This window comes from Bacillus subtilis subsp. subtilis str. 168 (genome assembly GCF_000009045.1).
Lineage (GTDB): Bacteria > Bacillota > Bacilli > Bacillales > Bacillaceae > Bacillus > Bacillus subtilis.
The window spans coordinates 2312521-2326681 of the sequence record NC_000964.3 but is presented as its reverse complement, the minus strand read 5'-3'; the positions used below and the strand labels follow the sequence as shown (position 1 = coordinate 2326681).

Annotated in this window: 12 protein-coding genes and 1 other RNA gene; 12 read left to right on the top strand and 1 reads right to left on the bottom strand. The window is 43.9% G+C overall.

Features of this window, described 5'->3' with window-relative positions; all coding sequences use genetic code 11:
- A complete protein-coding gene (gene kduI / locus BSU_22130; protein NP_390095.1) occupies window positions 1-828 on the bottom strand; it encodes a 4-deoxy-L-threo-5-hexosulose-uronate ketol-isomerase, 5-keto-4-deoxyuronate isomerase in 828 nt (275 codons plus the stop codon).
- A gap of 221 nt (window positions 829-1049) precedes the next feature.
- On the opposite strand from kduI, the gene kdgR reads away from it, so the two are divergent.
- The 12 genes from kdgR (at window position 1050) to dynA (ending at window position 14153) form a co-directional block, all read left to right on the top strand.
- Window positions 1050-2069: a transcriptional repressor of the Kdg operon (KdgR-galacturonate) gene (gene kdgR, locus BSU_22120; protein NP_390094.1), complete on the top strand. Its 1020-nt coding sequence runs from the start codon at window positions 1050-1052 to the stop codon at window positions 2067-2069.
- A gap of 37 nt (window positions 2070-2106) precedes the next feature.
- Window positions 2107-3081 (top strand): 2-keto-3-deoxygluconate kinase, encoded by a 975-nt coding sequence (gene kdgK / locus BSU_22110; protein NP_390093.1) that lies wholly within the window; start codon window positions 2107-2109, stop codon window positions 3079-3081.
- 1 nt (window position 3082) lies between these two features.
- The gene (gene kdgA, locus BSU_22100) at window positions 3083-3673 is read left to right on the top strand and encodes a 2-keto-3-deoxygluconate-6-phosphate aldolase (protein NP_390092.1); all 591 of its coding nucleotides are present in this window, start codon (window positions 3083-3085) and stop codon (window positions 3671-3673) included.
- A 44-nt stretch (window positions 3674-3717) separates the two neighbouring features.
- The gene (gene kdgT, locus BSU_22090; RefSeq protein ID NP_390091.1) at window positions 3718-4710 is read left to right on the top strand and encodes a 2-keto-3-deoxygluconate permease; all 993 of its coding nucleotides are present in this window, start codon (window positions 3718-3720) and stop codon (window positions 4708-4710) included.
- Between the two features lie 111 nt (window positions 4711-4821).
- Window positions 4822-6327 (top strand): metal-dependent carboxypeptidase, encoded by a 1506-nt coding sequence (gene ypwA / locus BSU_22080; protein ID NP_390090.1) that lies wholly within the window; start codon window positions 4822-4824, stop codon window positions 6325-6327.
- 141 nt (window positions 6328-6468) lie between these two features.
- Window positions 6469-6569, top strand: an RNA gene (gene gswA / locus BSU_misc_RNA_34) — guanine riboswitch.
- A gap of 88 nt (window positions 6570-6657) precedes the next feature.
- Window positions 6658-7242, top strand: a complete 585-nt coding sequence (xpt, locus tag BSU_22070; RefSeq protein ID NP_390089.1) for a xanthine phosphoribosyltransferase — start codon at window positions 6658-6660, stop codon at window positions 7240-7242.
- A complete protein-coding gene (gene pbuX, locus BSU_22060; protein NP_390088.1) occupies window positions 7239-8555 on the top strand; it encodes a xanthine permease in 1317 nt (438 codons plus the stop codon). The genes xpt and pbuX overlap by 4 nt, the downstream gene beginning before the upstream one ends.
- 73 nt (window positions 8556-8628) lie before the next feature.
- Entirely contained in the window at window positions 8629-9726 is a 1098-nt protein-coding gene (bpsA, locus tag BSU_22050) for a promiscuous alkylpyrone synthase BpsA (polyketide synthesis) (RefSeq protein NP_390087.1), read from the top strand.
- Between the two features lie 3 nt (window positions 9727-9729).
- On the top strand, window positions 9730-10236 hold the full coding sequence (bpsB, locus tag BSU_22040; protein NP_390086.1) for an alkylpyrone methyltransferase (polyketide synthesis): 507 nt from the start codon (window positions 9730-9732) through the stop codon (window positions 10234-10236).
- Window positions 10237-10306: 70 nt separating this feature from the next.
- A complete protein-coding gene (gene fbpC, locus BSU_22036; protein YP_009513974.1) occupies window positions 10307-10396 on the top strand; it encodes a regulator of iron homeostasis in 90 nt (29 codons plus the stop codon).
- A gap of 175 nt (window positions 10397-10571) precedes the next feature.
- Window positions 10572-14153, top strand: a complete 3582-nt coding sequence (dynA, locus tag BSU_22030) for a dynamin GTPase (protein NP_390085.1) — start codon at window positions 10572-10574, stop codon at window positions 14151-14153.
- Window positions 14154-14161: the final 8 nt, after the last annotated feature.

The window sequence follows — 14161 nt, the reverse complement described above, 5'->3', positions numbered from 1 at the left end:
TTATTTCAGCCCATCCATTGGAATGAGATCCATGTCCGTAAATGTGTAATTTTCTCCAGCCATCGCCCACACAAAGCTATAGTTTGATGTTCCTGCGCCAGAATGAATAGACCAAGCGGGAGAAAGGACAGCCTGCTCATTTCCAACAACAAGATGGCGTGTTTCGTCCGGCTGGCCCATGAAATGAAATACCTTTGAGTCCTTTTCAAGATCCAGATAAAGATAAGCCTCCATCCGACGGTCATGAACGTGTGCTGGCATGGTATTCCAGTTGTTGTTTTGATCTAACATCGTTATTCCCATCATCAGCTGACAGCTTTTAATGCCATCCTGATGAATGACTTTGTACAGACTTCTGACATTAGACGCTGCATCATCACCAAGGCGGTCCGGTGTCAGTTCAGATAGGGCGGCTTTTTGTGTCGGATAGCTTTTGTGGGCGCAAGCGGAGACGAAGTAAAACTTCGCTTTTTCCCCGTTCAGGCTTGAAAACGATACATCCTGATTGCCCATTCCAATATAGAGAAAATCCTTTGTTTGAAGCACATATTCATCATCGCCGACTCTAACGGCACCAGGCTGGCCGACATTAATAATCCCGATTTCACGCCGTTCCAAAAAGAAGTCTGTTTTTAGAAAATCACCTGCATCAAGCTTCAGTTCACTTTGCCCTGGAGCCGCTCCGCCGATGACAACCCGGTCTTCATGTGAGTAATACATCGTAAGTTTGTTTTCTGTAAATAAAGAATCCATTAAGAAATGACTGCGAAGCTCCTCTGTTGTAAAGCGTTTTACTTGTTCAGGATGTACAGAATAACGATTTTCCATTATATTTCCCCCTTGGTTAGGATTTCAGCATCACTTGAATGAAAATATTTTGGTAACGGTTTCAAAGAAAATTTTAGGATAAATAGTGAAAAGAGTCAACGAAAAAATAATGAATTGACATATTATTAAAAAAACTCTTCCCAAATTTTAAAATTATGGTATTCTTTTGTTGTAACGGTTTTGAAATCGGTTTCAAATATATGAGATACAGGAGCACTTGAATGAAAAAGAAAACAACAGGCCATACAACCATCAAAGACGTAGCTGAATGTGCAGGAGTTTCGAAATCGACAGTTTCCCGCTATATTAACGGAAAAATTGACGCGATTTCTCCTGAAAAAGTGAAAAACATTAAAAAGGCAATCGCAGAATTGAATTATCGGCCGAGTAAAATGGCACAAGGTTTGAAAATAAAAAAAAGCAAGTTAATCGGATTTGTTGTGGCTGACATTACAAATCCTTTTTCGGTCGCTGCTTTCAGGGGAGTCGAAGAGGTTTGTGATCAATATGGATACAGCATTATGGTGTGCAACACAGATAACAGTCCTGAAAAAGAGCGGGAAATGCTCTTAAAGCTAGAAGCCCATTCGGTTGAGGGCTTGATTTTAAACGCAACAGGGGAAAACAAGGATGTACTCCGCGCTTTTGCTGAACAGCAAATTCCAACAATCTTAATTGACCGGAAACTGCCGGATCTGAAACTGGATACCGTAACGACTGACAACAGATGGATCACAAAAGAGATTCTTCAGAAGGTGTACAGCAAAGGGTATACTGATGTCGCGCTGTTTACCGAACCGATTTCCTCTATCAGCCCTCGTGCAGAAAGAGCAGCTGTGTATCAGGAAATGGCTTCGGTTCAAAATGTGAACGGGCTTGTCAGATTGCATGAAATTGACGTAAAGGACAAGGAGCAGCTTAAGGCGGAGCTTCGTTCTTTTCACAAGGAAATGCCGGAGCAAAAAAAAGCGATTCTGGCTTTGAATGGCTTGATTATGCTGAAAATCATCAGCTGTATGGAAGAGCTTGGCCTGCGCATCCCTCAAGATATAGGGATTGCAGGATTCGATGATACGGAGTGGTACAAACTGATCGGTCCAGGCATTACAACGATCGCCCAGCCGTCACATGATATGGGCAGGACGGCGATGGAACGTGTATTAAAAAGGATTGAAGGTGACAAAGGAGCGCCTCAAACCATTGAATTAGAGGCAAAAGTCATCATGAGAAAGTCACTTTAATCCTAGGTGCCCTCAACTAAGAGGAGGTTGGGAAGAGATGAAGCTTGATGCGGTGACATTCGGGGAATCAATGGCCATGTTTTATGCAAATGAGTATGGAGGCCTTCATGAAGTATCCACTTTTTCTAAAGGGCTTGCCGGAGCAGAAAGCAATGTCGCCTGCGGCCTTGCCAGACTCGGATTTCGAATGGGATGGATGAGCAAGGTCGGCAATGATCAGCTCGGAACGTTTATTTTACAAGAGCTTAAAAAAGAGGGAGTGGATGTGTCCCGCGTGATCCGCTCGCAGGACGAAAATCCCACCGGGCTGCTGCTGAAGTCAAAAGTGAAAGAAGGCGACCCGCAAGTTACCTACTATAGGAAAAACTCAGCTGCAAGCACATTAACTACAGCTGAATATCCGAGAGATTATTTTCAATGCGCAGGCCATTTGCATGTGACAGGTATTCCGCCTGCTTTATCAGCCGAGATGAAAGACTTCACGTATCATGTCATGAACGACATGAGAAACGCAGGGAAGACCATTTCATTCGACCCTAATGTAAGACCTTCGCTTTGGCCTGATCAAGCAACAATGGTACACACAATCAATGATCTGGCTGGGCTTGCAGACTGGTTTTTCCCGGGTATCGCAGAGGGAGAGCTATTGACCGGAGAAAAAACACCTGAAGGCATTGCCGACTATTATTTGAAAAAAGGTGCCAGCTTTGTTGCTATTAAACTTGGAAAAGAAGGCGCTTACTTTAAAACGGGGACAAGTGAAGGATTTCTAGAAGGCTGCCGGGTCGACCGGGTGGTTGATACGGTCGGCGCCGGAGACGGATTTGCAGTCGGTGTAATCAGCGGTATCCTAGACGGTTTGTCGTACAAGGATGCGGTGCAAAGGGGAAATGCGATTGGCGCTTTGCAAGTGCAGGCACCGGGGGATATGGACGGTTTGCCGACCAGGGAGAAATTAGCTTCTTTTTTATCTGCTCAAAGAACGGTTCACCAAAAGAAAGGGGATTATTAATATGGAGTCCAAAGTCGTTGAAAACCGTCTGAAAGAAGCAAAGCTGATTGCAGTCATTCGTTCAAAGGATAAGCAGGAGGCCTGTCAGCAGATTGAGAGTTTATTAGATAAAGGGATTCGTGCAGTTGAAGTGACGTATACGACCCCCGGGGCATCAGATATTATCGAATCCTTCCGTAATAGGGAAGATATTTTAATTGGCGCGGGTACGGTCATCAGCGCGCAGCAAGCTGGGGAAGCTGCTAAGGCTGGCGCGCAGTTTATTGTCAGTCCGGGTTTTTCAGCTGATCTTGCTGAACATCTATCTTTTGTAAAGACACATTATATCCCCGGCGTCTTGACTCCGAGCGAAATTATGGAAGCGCTGACATTCGGTTTTACGACATTAAAGCTGTTCCCAAGCGGTGTGTTTGGCATTCCGTTTATGAAAAATTTAGCGGGTCCTTTCCCGCAGGTGACCTTTATTCCGACAGGCGGGATACATCCGTCTGAAGTGCCTGATTGGCTTAGAGCCGGAGCTGGCGCCGTCGGAGTCGGCAGCCAGTTGGGCAGCTGTTCAAAAGAGGATTTGCAGGCTGTTTTCCAAGTGTAAGTGGAATTGTTTTTTCATAACCGGAGGATGGGAGAATCCACAATATGAAAATCAAGGCGACAATTGAACGGGTACCTGGCGGAATGATGATTATTCCGCTATTTCTTGGAGCGGCGCTCAACACGTTTGCGCCTGGAACAGCGGAGTTCTTTGGAGGGTTTACGGGTGCTTTGATTACCGGAACGCTGCCGATACTGGGTGTTTTTATCTTTTGCGTAGGAGCAACGATTGATTTTCGTTCTTCAGGCTATATCGCAAGAAAAGGAATCACGTTATTATTGGGGAAGATCGGATTTGCGGCGCTGCTCGGCGTGATCGCAGCGCAATTTATACCTGACGATGGCATACAATCCGGCTTTTTTGCAGGCCTTTCTGTTTTAGCAATTGTCGCGGTAATGAATGAAACGAACGGCGGACTGTATTTGGCGCTCATGAATCACATGGGAAGAAAAGAGGATGCGGGCGCTTTCGCCTTTATCAGTACAGAATCTGGTCCTTTTATGACCATGGTGACGTTTGGTGTGACGGGACTTGCCGCATTCCCATGGGAAACGCTGGCAGCGACAGTCATCCCGTTTTTACTTGGATGTATACTTGGAAATCTGGATCATGATCTCAGAGACTTATTCAGCAAGGTTGTGCCGGCGATCATTCCATTTTTCGCCTTTTCGCTCGGCAATACCTTGAATTTTGGAATGCTGATCCAATCAGGGCTGCTCGGCATTTTTATCGGAGTTTCTGTCGTCATTTTATCGGGCAGTTCTTTGTTTTTGCTTGATCGTTTTATTGCGCGGGGAGATGGTGTCGCGGGAGTGGCCGCTTCTTCTACGGCAGGGGCGGCTGTAGCCGTGCCATATGCATTAGCGGAAGCGAATGCCTCATTTGCGCCAGTTGCTGAGTCGGCAACTGCAATTATCGCGACAAGCGTTATTGTCACCTCGCTCTTAACCCCGCTGGCAACAGTGTGGGTAGATAAAAAAATCAAGCAGAAAAAGCGGAGAACACCTCCGCCAAAAAATCAAATGACGATCAACTGAATAAAAAGGCTGCCACAAAACATACCGGCAGCCTTTTATACAAACAATTTGACTTTCATACCCCCTTCCATTAGCCTGTAATGGAACGGCTAGAATAGGGAGGGAATGGATATGGAGATACATACATATGAAAAAGAATTTTTTGATCTTTTAAAAAGAATCTCACATTACAGCGAAGCAGTTGCGTTAATGCACTGGGACTCCAGAACAGGCGCGCCGAAAAATGGCTCAGAGGATCGTGCCGAAAGTATCGGCCAGCTTTCAACAGATATATTCAATATCCAAACATCAGATCGAATGAAGGAGCTTATCGATGTCCTGTATGAACGATTTGATGACTTGTCGGAAGATACGAAAAAAGCAGTGGAACTGGCGAAAAAAGAGTATGAAGAGAATAAGAAAATCCCTGAGGCTGAATACAAAGAATACGTGATTCTGTGTTCAAAGGCAGAAACAGCGTGGGAGGAAGCGAAAGGAAAATCTGATTTCAGCTTGTTTTCTCCTTATTTAGAACAGCTGATTGAATTCAATAAACGTTTTATTACGTATTGGGGATATCAAGAGCATCCTTATGATGCATTGCTTGATTTGTTTGAGCCCGGCGTCACGGTAAAGGTGCTTGATCAGTTGTTTGCTGAGCTGAAGGAAGCGATTATCCCTCTTGTTAAACAGGTGACAGCTTCCGGAAATAAACCAGATACAAGCTTTATTACAAAAGCGTTCCCGAAAGAAAAGCAAAAAGAGCTCAGTCTGTATTTTTTACAGGAGCTTGGCTACGATTTTGATGGCGGAAGACTTGATGAAACCGTTCATCCGTTTGCAACTACGCTGAATCGGGGAGACGTTCGGGTCACGACGAGATATGATGAAAAAGATTTCCGGACGGCGATCTTTGGGACCATTCATGAGTGCGGGCACGCGATTTACGAGCAAAATATTGATGAAGCACTCAGTGGCACGAACTTGTCAGACGGCGCATCGATGGGAATTCATGAATCGCAATCATTATTTTACGAGAATTTTATCGGCCGCAACAAGCATTTTTGGACTCCGTACTATAAGAAGATTCAAGAGGCATCACCTGTACAGTTCAAGGACATCTCCCTGGATGATTTTGTCCGGGCAATCAATGAATCAAAACCTTCATTTATCAGGGTCGAAGCGGATGAATTGACGTATCCTCTTCATATCATCATCCGTTATGAAATTGAAAAAGCGATTTTCAGCAATGAAGTGTCTGTGGAAGATCTGCCGTCGCTTTGGAATCAAAAATACCAGGATTATTTAGGGATTACACCGCAGACCGACGCAGAGGGGATTTTACAGGACGTCCATTGGGCAGGTGGAGATTTCGGCTACTTCCCATCCTATGCGCTCGGCTACATGTATGCGGCTCAGCTGAAACAAAAAATGCTTGAGGATCTCCCTGAATTTGACGCTCTCTTGGAAAGAGGAGAGTTCCATCCGATAAAGCAATGGCTGACGGAAAAGGTGCACATTCACGGAAAACGGAAAAAGCCGTTAGACATTATTAAAGATGCAACAGGAGAAGAGCTGAATGTTCGCTATTTAATTGATTATTTATCAAACAAATATTCAAATCTCTATCTGTTATAATCAAAAGCCTGGCGGCGCGGTCGTCAGACTCTTTTATATCGAATCCCCTTGAAATACGAATGATATCTAAAAAAACAAAATTAAAGTTCGGGAATTTTTATTTTCAGCCTATGCAAGAGATTAGAATCTTGATATAATTTATTACAATATAATAGGAACACTCATATAATCGCGTGGATATGGCACGCAAGTTTCTACCGGGCACCGTAAATGTCCGACTATGGGTGAGCAATGGAACCGCACGTGTACGGTTTTTTGTGATATCAGCATTGCTTGCTCTTTATTTGAGCGGGCAATGCTTTTTTTATTCTCATAACGGAGGTAGACAGGATGGAAGCACTGAAACGGAAAATAGAGGAAGAAGGCGTCGTATTATCTGATCAGGTATTGAAAGTGGATTCTTTTTTGAATCACCAAATTGATCCGCTGCTTATGCAGAGAATTGGTGATGAATTTGCGTCTAGGTTTGCAAAAGACGGTATTACCAAAATTGTGACAATCGAATCATCAGGTATCGCTCCCGCTGTAATGACGGGCTTGAAGCTGGGTGTGCCAGTTGTCTTCGCGAGAAAGCATAAATCGTTAACACTCACCGACAACTTGCTGACAGCGTCTGTTTATTCCTTTACGAAGCAAACAGAAAGCCAAATCGCAGTGTCTGGGACCCACCTGTCGGATCAGGATCATGTGCTGATTATCGATGATTTTTTGGCAAATGGACAGGCAGCGCACGGGCTTGTGTCGATTGTGAAGCAAGCGGGAGCTTCTATTGCGGGAATCGGCATTGTTATTGAAAAGTCATTTCAGCCGGGAAGAGATGAACTTGTAAAACTGGGCTACCGAGTGGAATCTTTGGCAAGAATTCAGTCTTTAGAAGAAGGAAAAGTGTCCTTCGTACAGGAGGTTCATTCATGAGAAATGGATTCGGCAAAACGCTGTCTTTAGGGATTCAGCATGTTCTTGCCATGTATGCCGGCGCCATTGTCGTTCCTCTGATTGTCGGAAAAGCAATGGGACTGACTGTCGAGCAGCTGACTTACTTAGTATCGATTGATATTTTTATGTGCGGTGTGGCTACACTTCTGCAAGTGTGGAGCAACCGATTTTTTGGGATCGGGCTTCCGGTAGTGCTTGGCTGTACCTTTACAGCTGTATCGCCGATGATAGCGATTGGATCTGAATATGGGGTTTCAACAGTTTACGGCAGCATTATCGCTTCAGGCATTCTTGTCATTCTTATTTCATTTTTCTTTGGAAAGCTCGTATCGTTTTTTCCGCCGGTCGTGACAGGCTCTGTTGTTACGATTATCGGTATTACACTGATGCCGGTTGCCATGAATAACATGGCCGGCGGAGAAGGAAGTGCAGATTTCGGAGATCTCTCCAATCTTGCACTTGCTTTTACCGTGTTGAGTATCATTGTGCTTCTATACCGTTTTACAAAAGGCTTTATCAAGTCCGTCTCGATTTTGATCGGTATTTTGATTGGCACCTTCATCGCATATTTTATGGGAAAAGTTCAATTTGATAATGTTTCGGACGCGGCAGTTGTTCAAATGATTCAGCCATTTTACTTCGGAGCGCCGTCTTTTCACGCAGCGCCTATCATTACGATGTCCATCGTTGCAATTGTCAGCCTTGTGGAGTCAACTGGTGTTTACTTTGCTTTAGGTGACCTGACAAACCGCCGTTTGACAGAGATAGATTTGTCTAAAGGCTATCGAGCTGAAGGACTGGCTGTGCTTCTGGGCGGTATTTTTAACGCTTTTCCTTACACGGCATTCTCTCAAAATGTCGGGCTTGTTCAGCTCACAGGGATCAAAAAAAATGCCGTCATTGTGGTCACAGGTGTGATCCTAATGGCATTTGGGCTGTTTCCAAAGATCGCTGCTTTCACGACTATTATTCCATCCGCTGTTTTGGGCGGTGCAATGGTGGCGATGTTTGGAATGGTGATTGCTTACGGAATTAAAATGCTCAGCCGCATTGATTTTGCGAAACAGGAAAATCTGCTGATTGTTGCTTGCTCAGTGGGATTGGGGCTCGGTGTGACCGTTGTGCCGGATATTTTCAAACAGCTTCCGAGTGCCTTAACGCTGCTTACAACGAATGGCATTGTGGCGGGCAGCTTTACTGCAGTCGTCTTAAATATTGTATATAACGTTTTTTCTAAAGCTAAAAAAATAGAACAAGAAGCTGACCTCGCTGAACAAAAAACAGCAGTCTAACTCCGCCGCGGCGGAGTTTTTTTTGCATATAAAAAAGATTGTTGCGGCACAATGTATGCAAAGAGGTGATCGCATGGCGTTTATTTTATCCATTGGAACAAGTCTTCCTGCGTATAATGTAAACCAAGAGAAAGCGGCCGAGTTCGCCCGCTATATGTTTCAGCATTCTTTTAAGGATATTGACAGGCTGTTATCCTCCTTTAAAAACGGGCAAATCCATTCGAGACAGTTTGTTAAGCCGATTGAATGGTATAAAGAGGGGCACAGCTTTGAAGAAAAAAATCAAATATACATAGAAGAAACACTTAAACACAGCAGAGCGGCTGTTCGTGAGTGCCTCTCTCATCCGGAATTTTTTCAAGAAGCCATTCCTTATGAGAAAGTGGAAGCTGTTTTTTTCGTCTCCAGTACAGGTCTTTCCACACCGAGTATCGAGGCGCGGCTTATGAATGAACTTCCGTTTTCTCCATATACGAAGCGGATTCCGATTTGGGGGCTTGGCTGTGCAGGAGGAGCCAGCGGACTTGCGCGTGCAGCCGAATACTGCAAAGCGTATCCTGAGGCTTTTGTGCTTGTCATTTCTGCCGAGCTGTGCAGCCTGACATTCCAGCCGGAAGATAAAACAAAAAGCAATCTGATCGGCACCTCGCTTTTTGGTGACGGCATTGCCGCAGCTTTATTATGCGGAGAGAAGGCGGACCGCAGGGTGTCAAAGCTGAAGCTTGCGCCGAAGATAATGGACGCCCAATCTGTTTTGATGAAACAATCAGAAGATGTCATGGGCTGGGACTTTACCGATCAAGGATTCAAAGTCATTTTCTCACGAGACATTCCGACCTTGGTGGAAAAATGGCTCAAAACAAATGTACAGATTTTTTTGGACAAACATAAGCTGTCATTCCATGATATCAGTGTTTTTTTGGCGCATCCAGGCGGAAAAAAAGTGATCGATGCATACATCAAAAGTCTCGGGCTGTCGTCAGAAAAGCTTTCATCTGCGCAAAGCATTTTGCAAAAGCACGGAAATATGTCTTCAGCCACAATCTTGTATGTGATCAAAGACCATCTGCAGAACGGACATAAAAAGGAAGCTGAACGAGGACTGATTGGCGCATTAGGGCCGGGTTTCTCATCAGAGTTGCTATTATTCAGCTGGGAAAAGGGGGCCTGACTCATGTTTTGGTTGTTGATCGCCATTCTCATTGTTCAAAGAGCAGCAGAAATGGCAGTGGCCAGGCAAAACGAACAAAAGGTAAAGAAGCAAGGAGCAATTGAATTTGGCGAGAGCCACTATCCGTATATCATTACGATGCATATCCTTTTTTTCCTGTCCTTAATTGCCGAGGTGCTGCTGATGAATAAACAGCCGTCCAGCTGGTGGCTCGGTATCGCTGCAGTGATTTTAAGCGTACAGATCGTACGGTATTGGGCGCTTTGTTCCTTAGGAGCATATTGGAATACGAAAATCCTTGTTGTTCCAGGTGTAGAGCTTGTAAAAAAAGGTCCATATAAATGGATGAAACATCCAAACTATGCCGTTGTTATCCTCGAAATTTTGCTGATTCCGCTGCTTTATCAAGCATACGTCACCATGTGTCTGTTTTCCATTTTCAATGCCGTGTTGTTAAGCGTCAGAATTCGCGCAGAAGACAAAGCATTACAGGAATACAGCGTAAAATAGCGATTGAAAATCATTCTCAACCATGTTAAAATGGGTTTGAAAAAGATTCTCAATCAGGATGGTGAAGCAAATGACAATGCTGTTTTTGCTTGGAGCGGTTTGTACATATAGTGTATTAATTGGTTTTGTATTAAAAGGAATCTCTAATAAATCTGTTTGATGAATCTGGAACTTGTAAAAGTTGCAGATTTTCTTTTATAGAAGCTGCCGTAATGGCGGCTTTTTTCTATTCTCCTAAAGAAATTTGGTTTATTCTTGTGTAAAATGAAAAGGGAATGAATTCAGATCTTTCGAAAAAGGTTCACAATTGAAACGGCACAAAGGGGTTCAGACTTATGACAGATCAAAACAGAAAAGAGCTTTTGCATAAAACCGGGGAACTTTATAAGCAATTTATTGAGAATCAAGATGAACAAAGGGCTGCTAAACTGGCTGCGGTCATGAAAAAAGCGGCTGATGAAGAGGTTTATATCGCGTTTACCGGGCATTATTCAGCGGGGAAATCGTCACTGCTGAACTGCCTGTTAATGGAGAATATTTTGCCGACAAGCCCGATTCCGACAAGCGCTAACCTTGTTGTGATCAGAAACGGGGAAAAGCGAGTTCGGCTTCATACAACAGACGGAGCGTGTGCTGAGCTGGAAGGGACTTACCAGAAAGACAAGGTGCAGCAATATTGTAAAGACGGGGAACAGATTGAAAGCGTCGAAATTTTTGACAGGTATACTGAGATCGATTCCGGGGTTGCGTATATTGATACTCCAGGGATAGATTCAACAGATGATGCGCATTTTCTATCGGCTGCTTCTATTCTTCACCAAGCGGATGCGCTGTTTTACGTCGTTCACTATAATCACGTGCACGCTGAGGAAAATGTAAAGTTTCTCAGATCAATAAAAGAAAGCATTCCGAATGTGTATTTTATCGTCAATCAAATTGACCGCCATGATGAGACGGAGACGAAATTTGGAGACTATCAAGCGCAGGTAGAGGAGATGCTTTGCAATGAAGGGATTTCAAGGGAAGCGCTCTATTTTACATCAGTAACAGAACCGGATCACCCGTTCAATCAGATGGGGGCCCTGAGAGAAGAGTTAAGCAGAATAGAACAGCAATCAAAAAGCAATATGCAGGCTTTAACCGAACAAAAAGTCCGTAATCTGCTAAAGGAACATACGGAAATGCTGAAGAAAGACGAAACAGGCGCTCCGAGTTTCGCTGAACAGCTTAATATCCATACTGGACTGGTCCAATCGCTGCGTGATCAATTGGATGAGGCCGAAAAACAAATGACTGAGGCAGAGAAGAGGATGCAGGAAGAAATCAATCGTATTTTAAAAAACGCCAACCTGACGCCTTTTGAAATGCGTGAATTGGCGGCTGCATTTTTAGAATCACAAGAGCCTTCCTTTAAAACCGGCTTTTTCTTTTCTAAAGCGAAAACTGCACAGGAAAGAGATAAAAGGCGGAATGCTTTTTTCTCTGATGTGGCAAAACGAACAGAGGCCGAAGCGGATTGGCATATGATAGACACGCTTCATAAACTCGCCAAGGTATTTGATGTCTATACCGCTGAAAGTGAAAAGCTGATTCAGGCCTATCGCACACCGCTTGATATAAGCATCATTGAACACGCGGTCAAGCATGGTGCAGCCTTTTCCTCTGAATATGTATTGCAATATACAAAAGACTTGGCAGAGCTCATCCGGAAAGAGGCGAAAAGAGAAGCCGCAGACATCATAAAGGTGCTCTCCGCTATGGTGAAAGAGCGTGTTTCCAAAGATGTGCAAACAATTAACGACCGGCTCGTCCAAGAATCAGAAAAACTTGTCTTTCTTCAAGAACAGGCACGTTTAGAGAATAATGCCCGAGAGAAAACCGATCGCCTGTGGGCCATTTGGGAAGAAGAGTCCGCATGCCCAATGCATATAGACACAGAATGGTTTAAATCGAAGAAAACAAGAGTGGCGGCTCCAGAGCAGAAACAAGGCCGAAGCCAGCTGACGGCGCAGCCGATGCCGAAATCAGAAATCAAAATGGAACAAGAAATGCCGCTTCAAGACCAAATCAAACGCTTTTACACTTTGTCTGACATTTTAGGCGAATGCAGCATGTTGTTAAAGCAAACTTCAGCGTTTCGTGAAAGGGTGAAAAGGCTTGAGGAACGGAAATTTACACTCGCTCTTTTTGGAGGCTTTAGCTCGGGGAAATCATCATTTGCCAATGCGCTTGTCGGCGAAAGAGTGCTGCCATCCTCACCAACGCCAACCACAGCGACAATTAACAAGATCACAAAGCCAATCAATGGCAACTTAAACAAAACAGCGAATGTAGTGTTTAAGACAGAGGATGACTTAACGGCTGAAATTTTGCAGCTCACCGGAATACCAAAGGAGCCGGCAGGCCGTTCCTTCACAGAGAAGTGGGAAAAGGCAGTCAAAAAAAACAGGCTGCAGGAAGAACACGTGAAATTGATCAGCAATTTCCTGCTTGCATACGAGAAGTATCAGCAGTATATACAGGAACAGAAGAAATTAACGATTCCGCTCTCTGAATTAAAGCCGTATGTAGCAGAGGAAACAACGGCCTGTGCTGTGAAAGAGGTAACGGTCTACTATACATGCCCGCTCACTGAAAAAGGGATTACGATCGTTGATACACCCGGCGCGAGCAGCATGAATAAACGGCATACAGAACTGGCATTCCAATATATCAAAGATGCTGATGCATTTTTTTATATGACTTATTATCAGCACTCTTTTTCAAAAGGAGACCGTTCATTTTTGCGAAAGCTTGGACTTGTGAAAGAATCGCTCAGCATGGATAAAATGTTTTTTATTATTAATGCTGCAGACCTTGCAAAAGATAAAACAGAGCTCGAAACAGTGACCGATTATGTCAGCGCAGAGCTTGTAAAAGAAGGGGTTTATGAGCCGCAGCTCTTTACCGTATCAAGTAAGGAGGAACTGGTGGGAAAACCGGAGTCATTTTATAATCAGTTCTCGAAAGTAAGAAAACACTTAGACCGGTTTATCGAAGTGGATGTAAAAAAAGCGTCAGCAGCGCAGCTCAGTTCGGAGGCAGACAAACTATGCGAAACTGTTTTTCAGCTTCACCAATCCCAGCATCAGTCCCGAGAAGAGAAGGAAGCGCAGAAACAGTGCCTTATGCTGTCATTTGAGCGGACAGCGGCCGATATCGAGAAACGGCGGAACTCAAAAACCATCATTGAAAAAGTAAAAAAAGATACAAGAGAGCAGCTATATCACATTGCACAGCGATTATCATATTTTGCAAATGATTTATTAAAATCGGCATTTCATCCCGGGCTGCAAAACGGGGATTGGAAAAAGAACGTCAGTAAAGCGATGACAACAGCCTTACATGAATATCTATTTGAATATATTCAGGAAATCAAAACGCTTGATGTTCGCATGAGCGGTTTCATCGAACGGCATATCAATGAAGAATGGCTGGATCATTTTCAAAAAACATTAAACGAGGACGGTTATTTTTCCGTTTATGCGGGTGATCAGCATTCGAACGGCATACAGTTGAAGGAAGTTGAACCGGAAATAGAAGAACGTGCTTTTGAGCAGGAACTAAAAGAGATCAAATCACCGAAGCAGTTTTTTGAGCAGAAAGGAAAAGCGACCTTTATCGAAGCTGTACGGATGAAACTTACGAAAATCACAGAGGCATGGATAAAAAATGAAGAAGAAAGCCTGATATCTCATTACACTGCTCACCTCAGACGCTTACAGGAAGATATGGGTGAAAAAGCAATCGCGCAAATAACGGATCAAAAAGAGACATATTTAAGAGGATATGCGGAAGGGGAACATGCGAAAGAGATTGAAATGGCGTATCAGGCGTGCATCTCCTGGAAAAATTCAGACAATACAATAAAAATGTAAAATTCAGT

Coding starts and splice junctions, on each gene's coding strand:
- kduI (NP_390095.1), bottom strand. CDS start 828: ATGGAAAATCGTTATTCTGTACATCCTGAACAAGTAAAACGCTTTACA.
- kdgR (NP_390094.1), top strand. CDS start 1,050: ATGAAAAAGAAAACAACAGGCCATACAACCATCAAAGACGTAGCTGAA.
- kdgK (NP_390093.1), top strand. CDS start 2,107: ATGAAGCTTGATGCGGTGACATTCGGGGAATCAATGGCCATGTTTTAT.
- kdgA (NP_390092.1), top strand. CDS start 3,083: ATGGAGTCCAAAGTCGTTGAAAACCGTCTGAAAGAAGCAAAGCTGATT.
- kdgT (NP_390091.1), top strand. CDS start 3,718: ATGAAAATCAAGGCGACAATTGAACGGGTACCTGGCGGAATGATGATT.
- ypwA (NP_390090.1), top strand. CDS start 4,822: ATGGAGATACATACATATGAAAAAGAATTTTTTGATCTTTTAAAAAGA.
- xpt (NP_390089.1), top strand. CDS start 6,658: ATGGAAGCACTGAAACGGAAAATAGAGGAAGAAGGCGTCGTATTATCT.
- pbuX (NP_390088.1), top strand. CDS start 7,239: ATGAGAAATGGATTCGGCAAAACGCTGTCTTTAGGGATTCAGCATGTT.
- bpsA (NP_390087.1), top strand. CDS start 8,629: ATGGCGTTTATTTTATCCATTGGAACAAGTCTTCCTGCGTATAATGTA.
- bpsB (NP_390086.1), top strand. CDS start 9,730: ATGTTTTGGTTGTTGATCGCCATTCTCATTGTTCAAAGAGCAGCAGAA.
- fbpC (YP_009513974.1), top strand. CDS start 10,307: ATGACAATGCTGTTTTTGCTTGGAGCGGTTTGTACATATAGTGTATTA.
- dynA (NP_390085.1), top strand. CDS start 10,572: ATGACAGATCAAAACAGAAAAGAGCTTTTGCATAAAACCGGGGAACTT.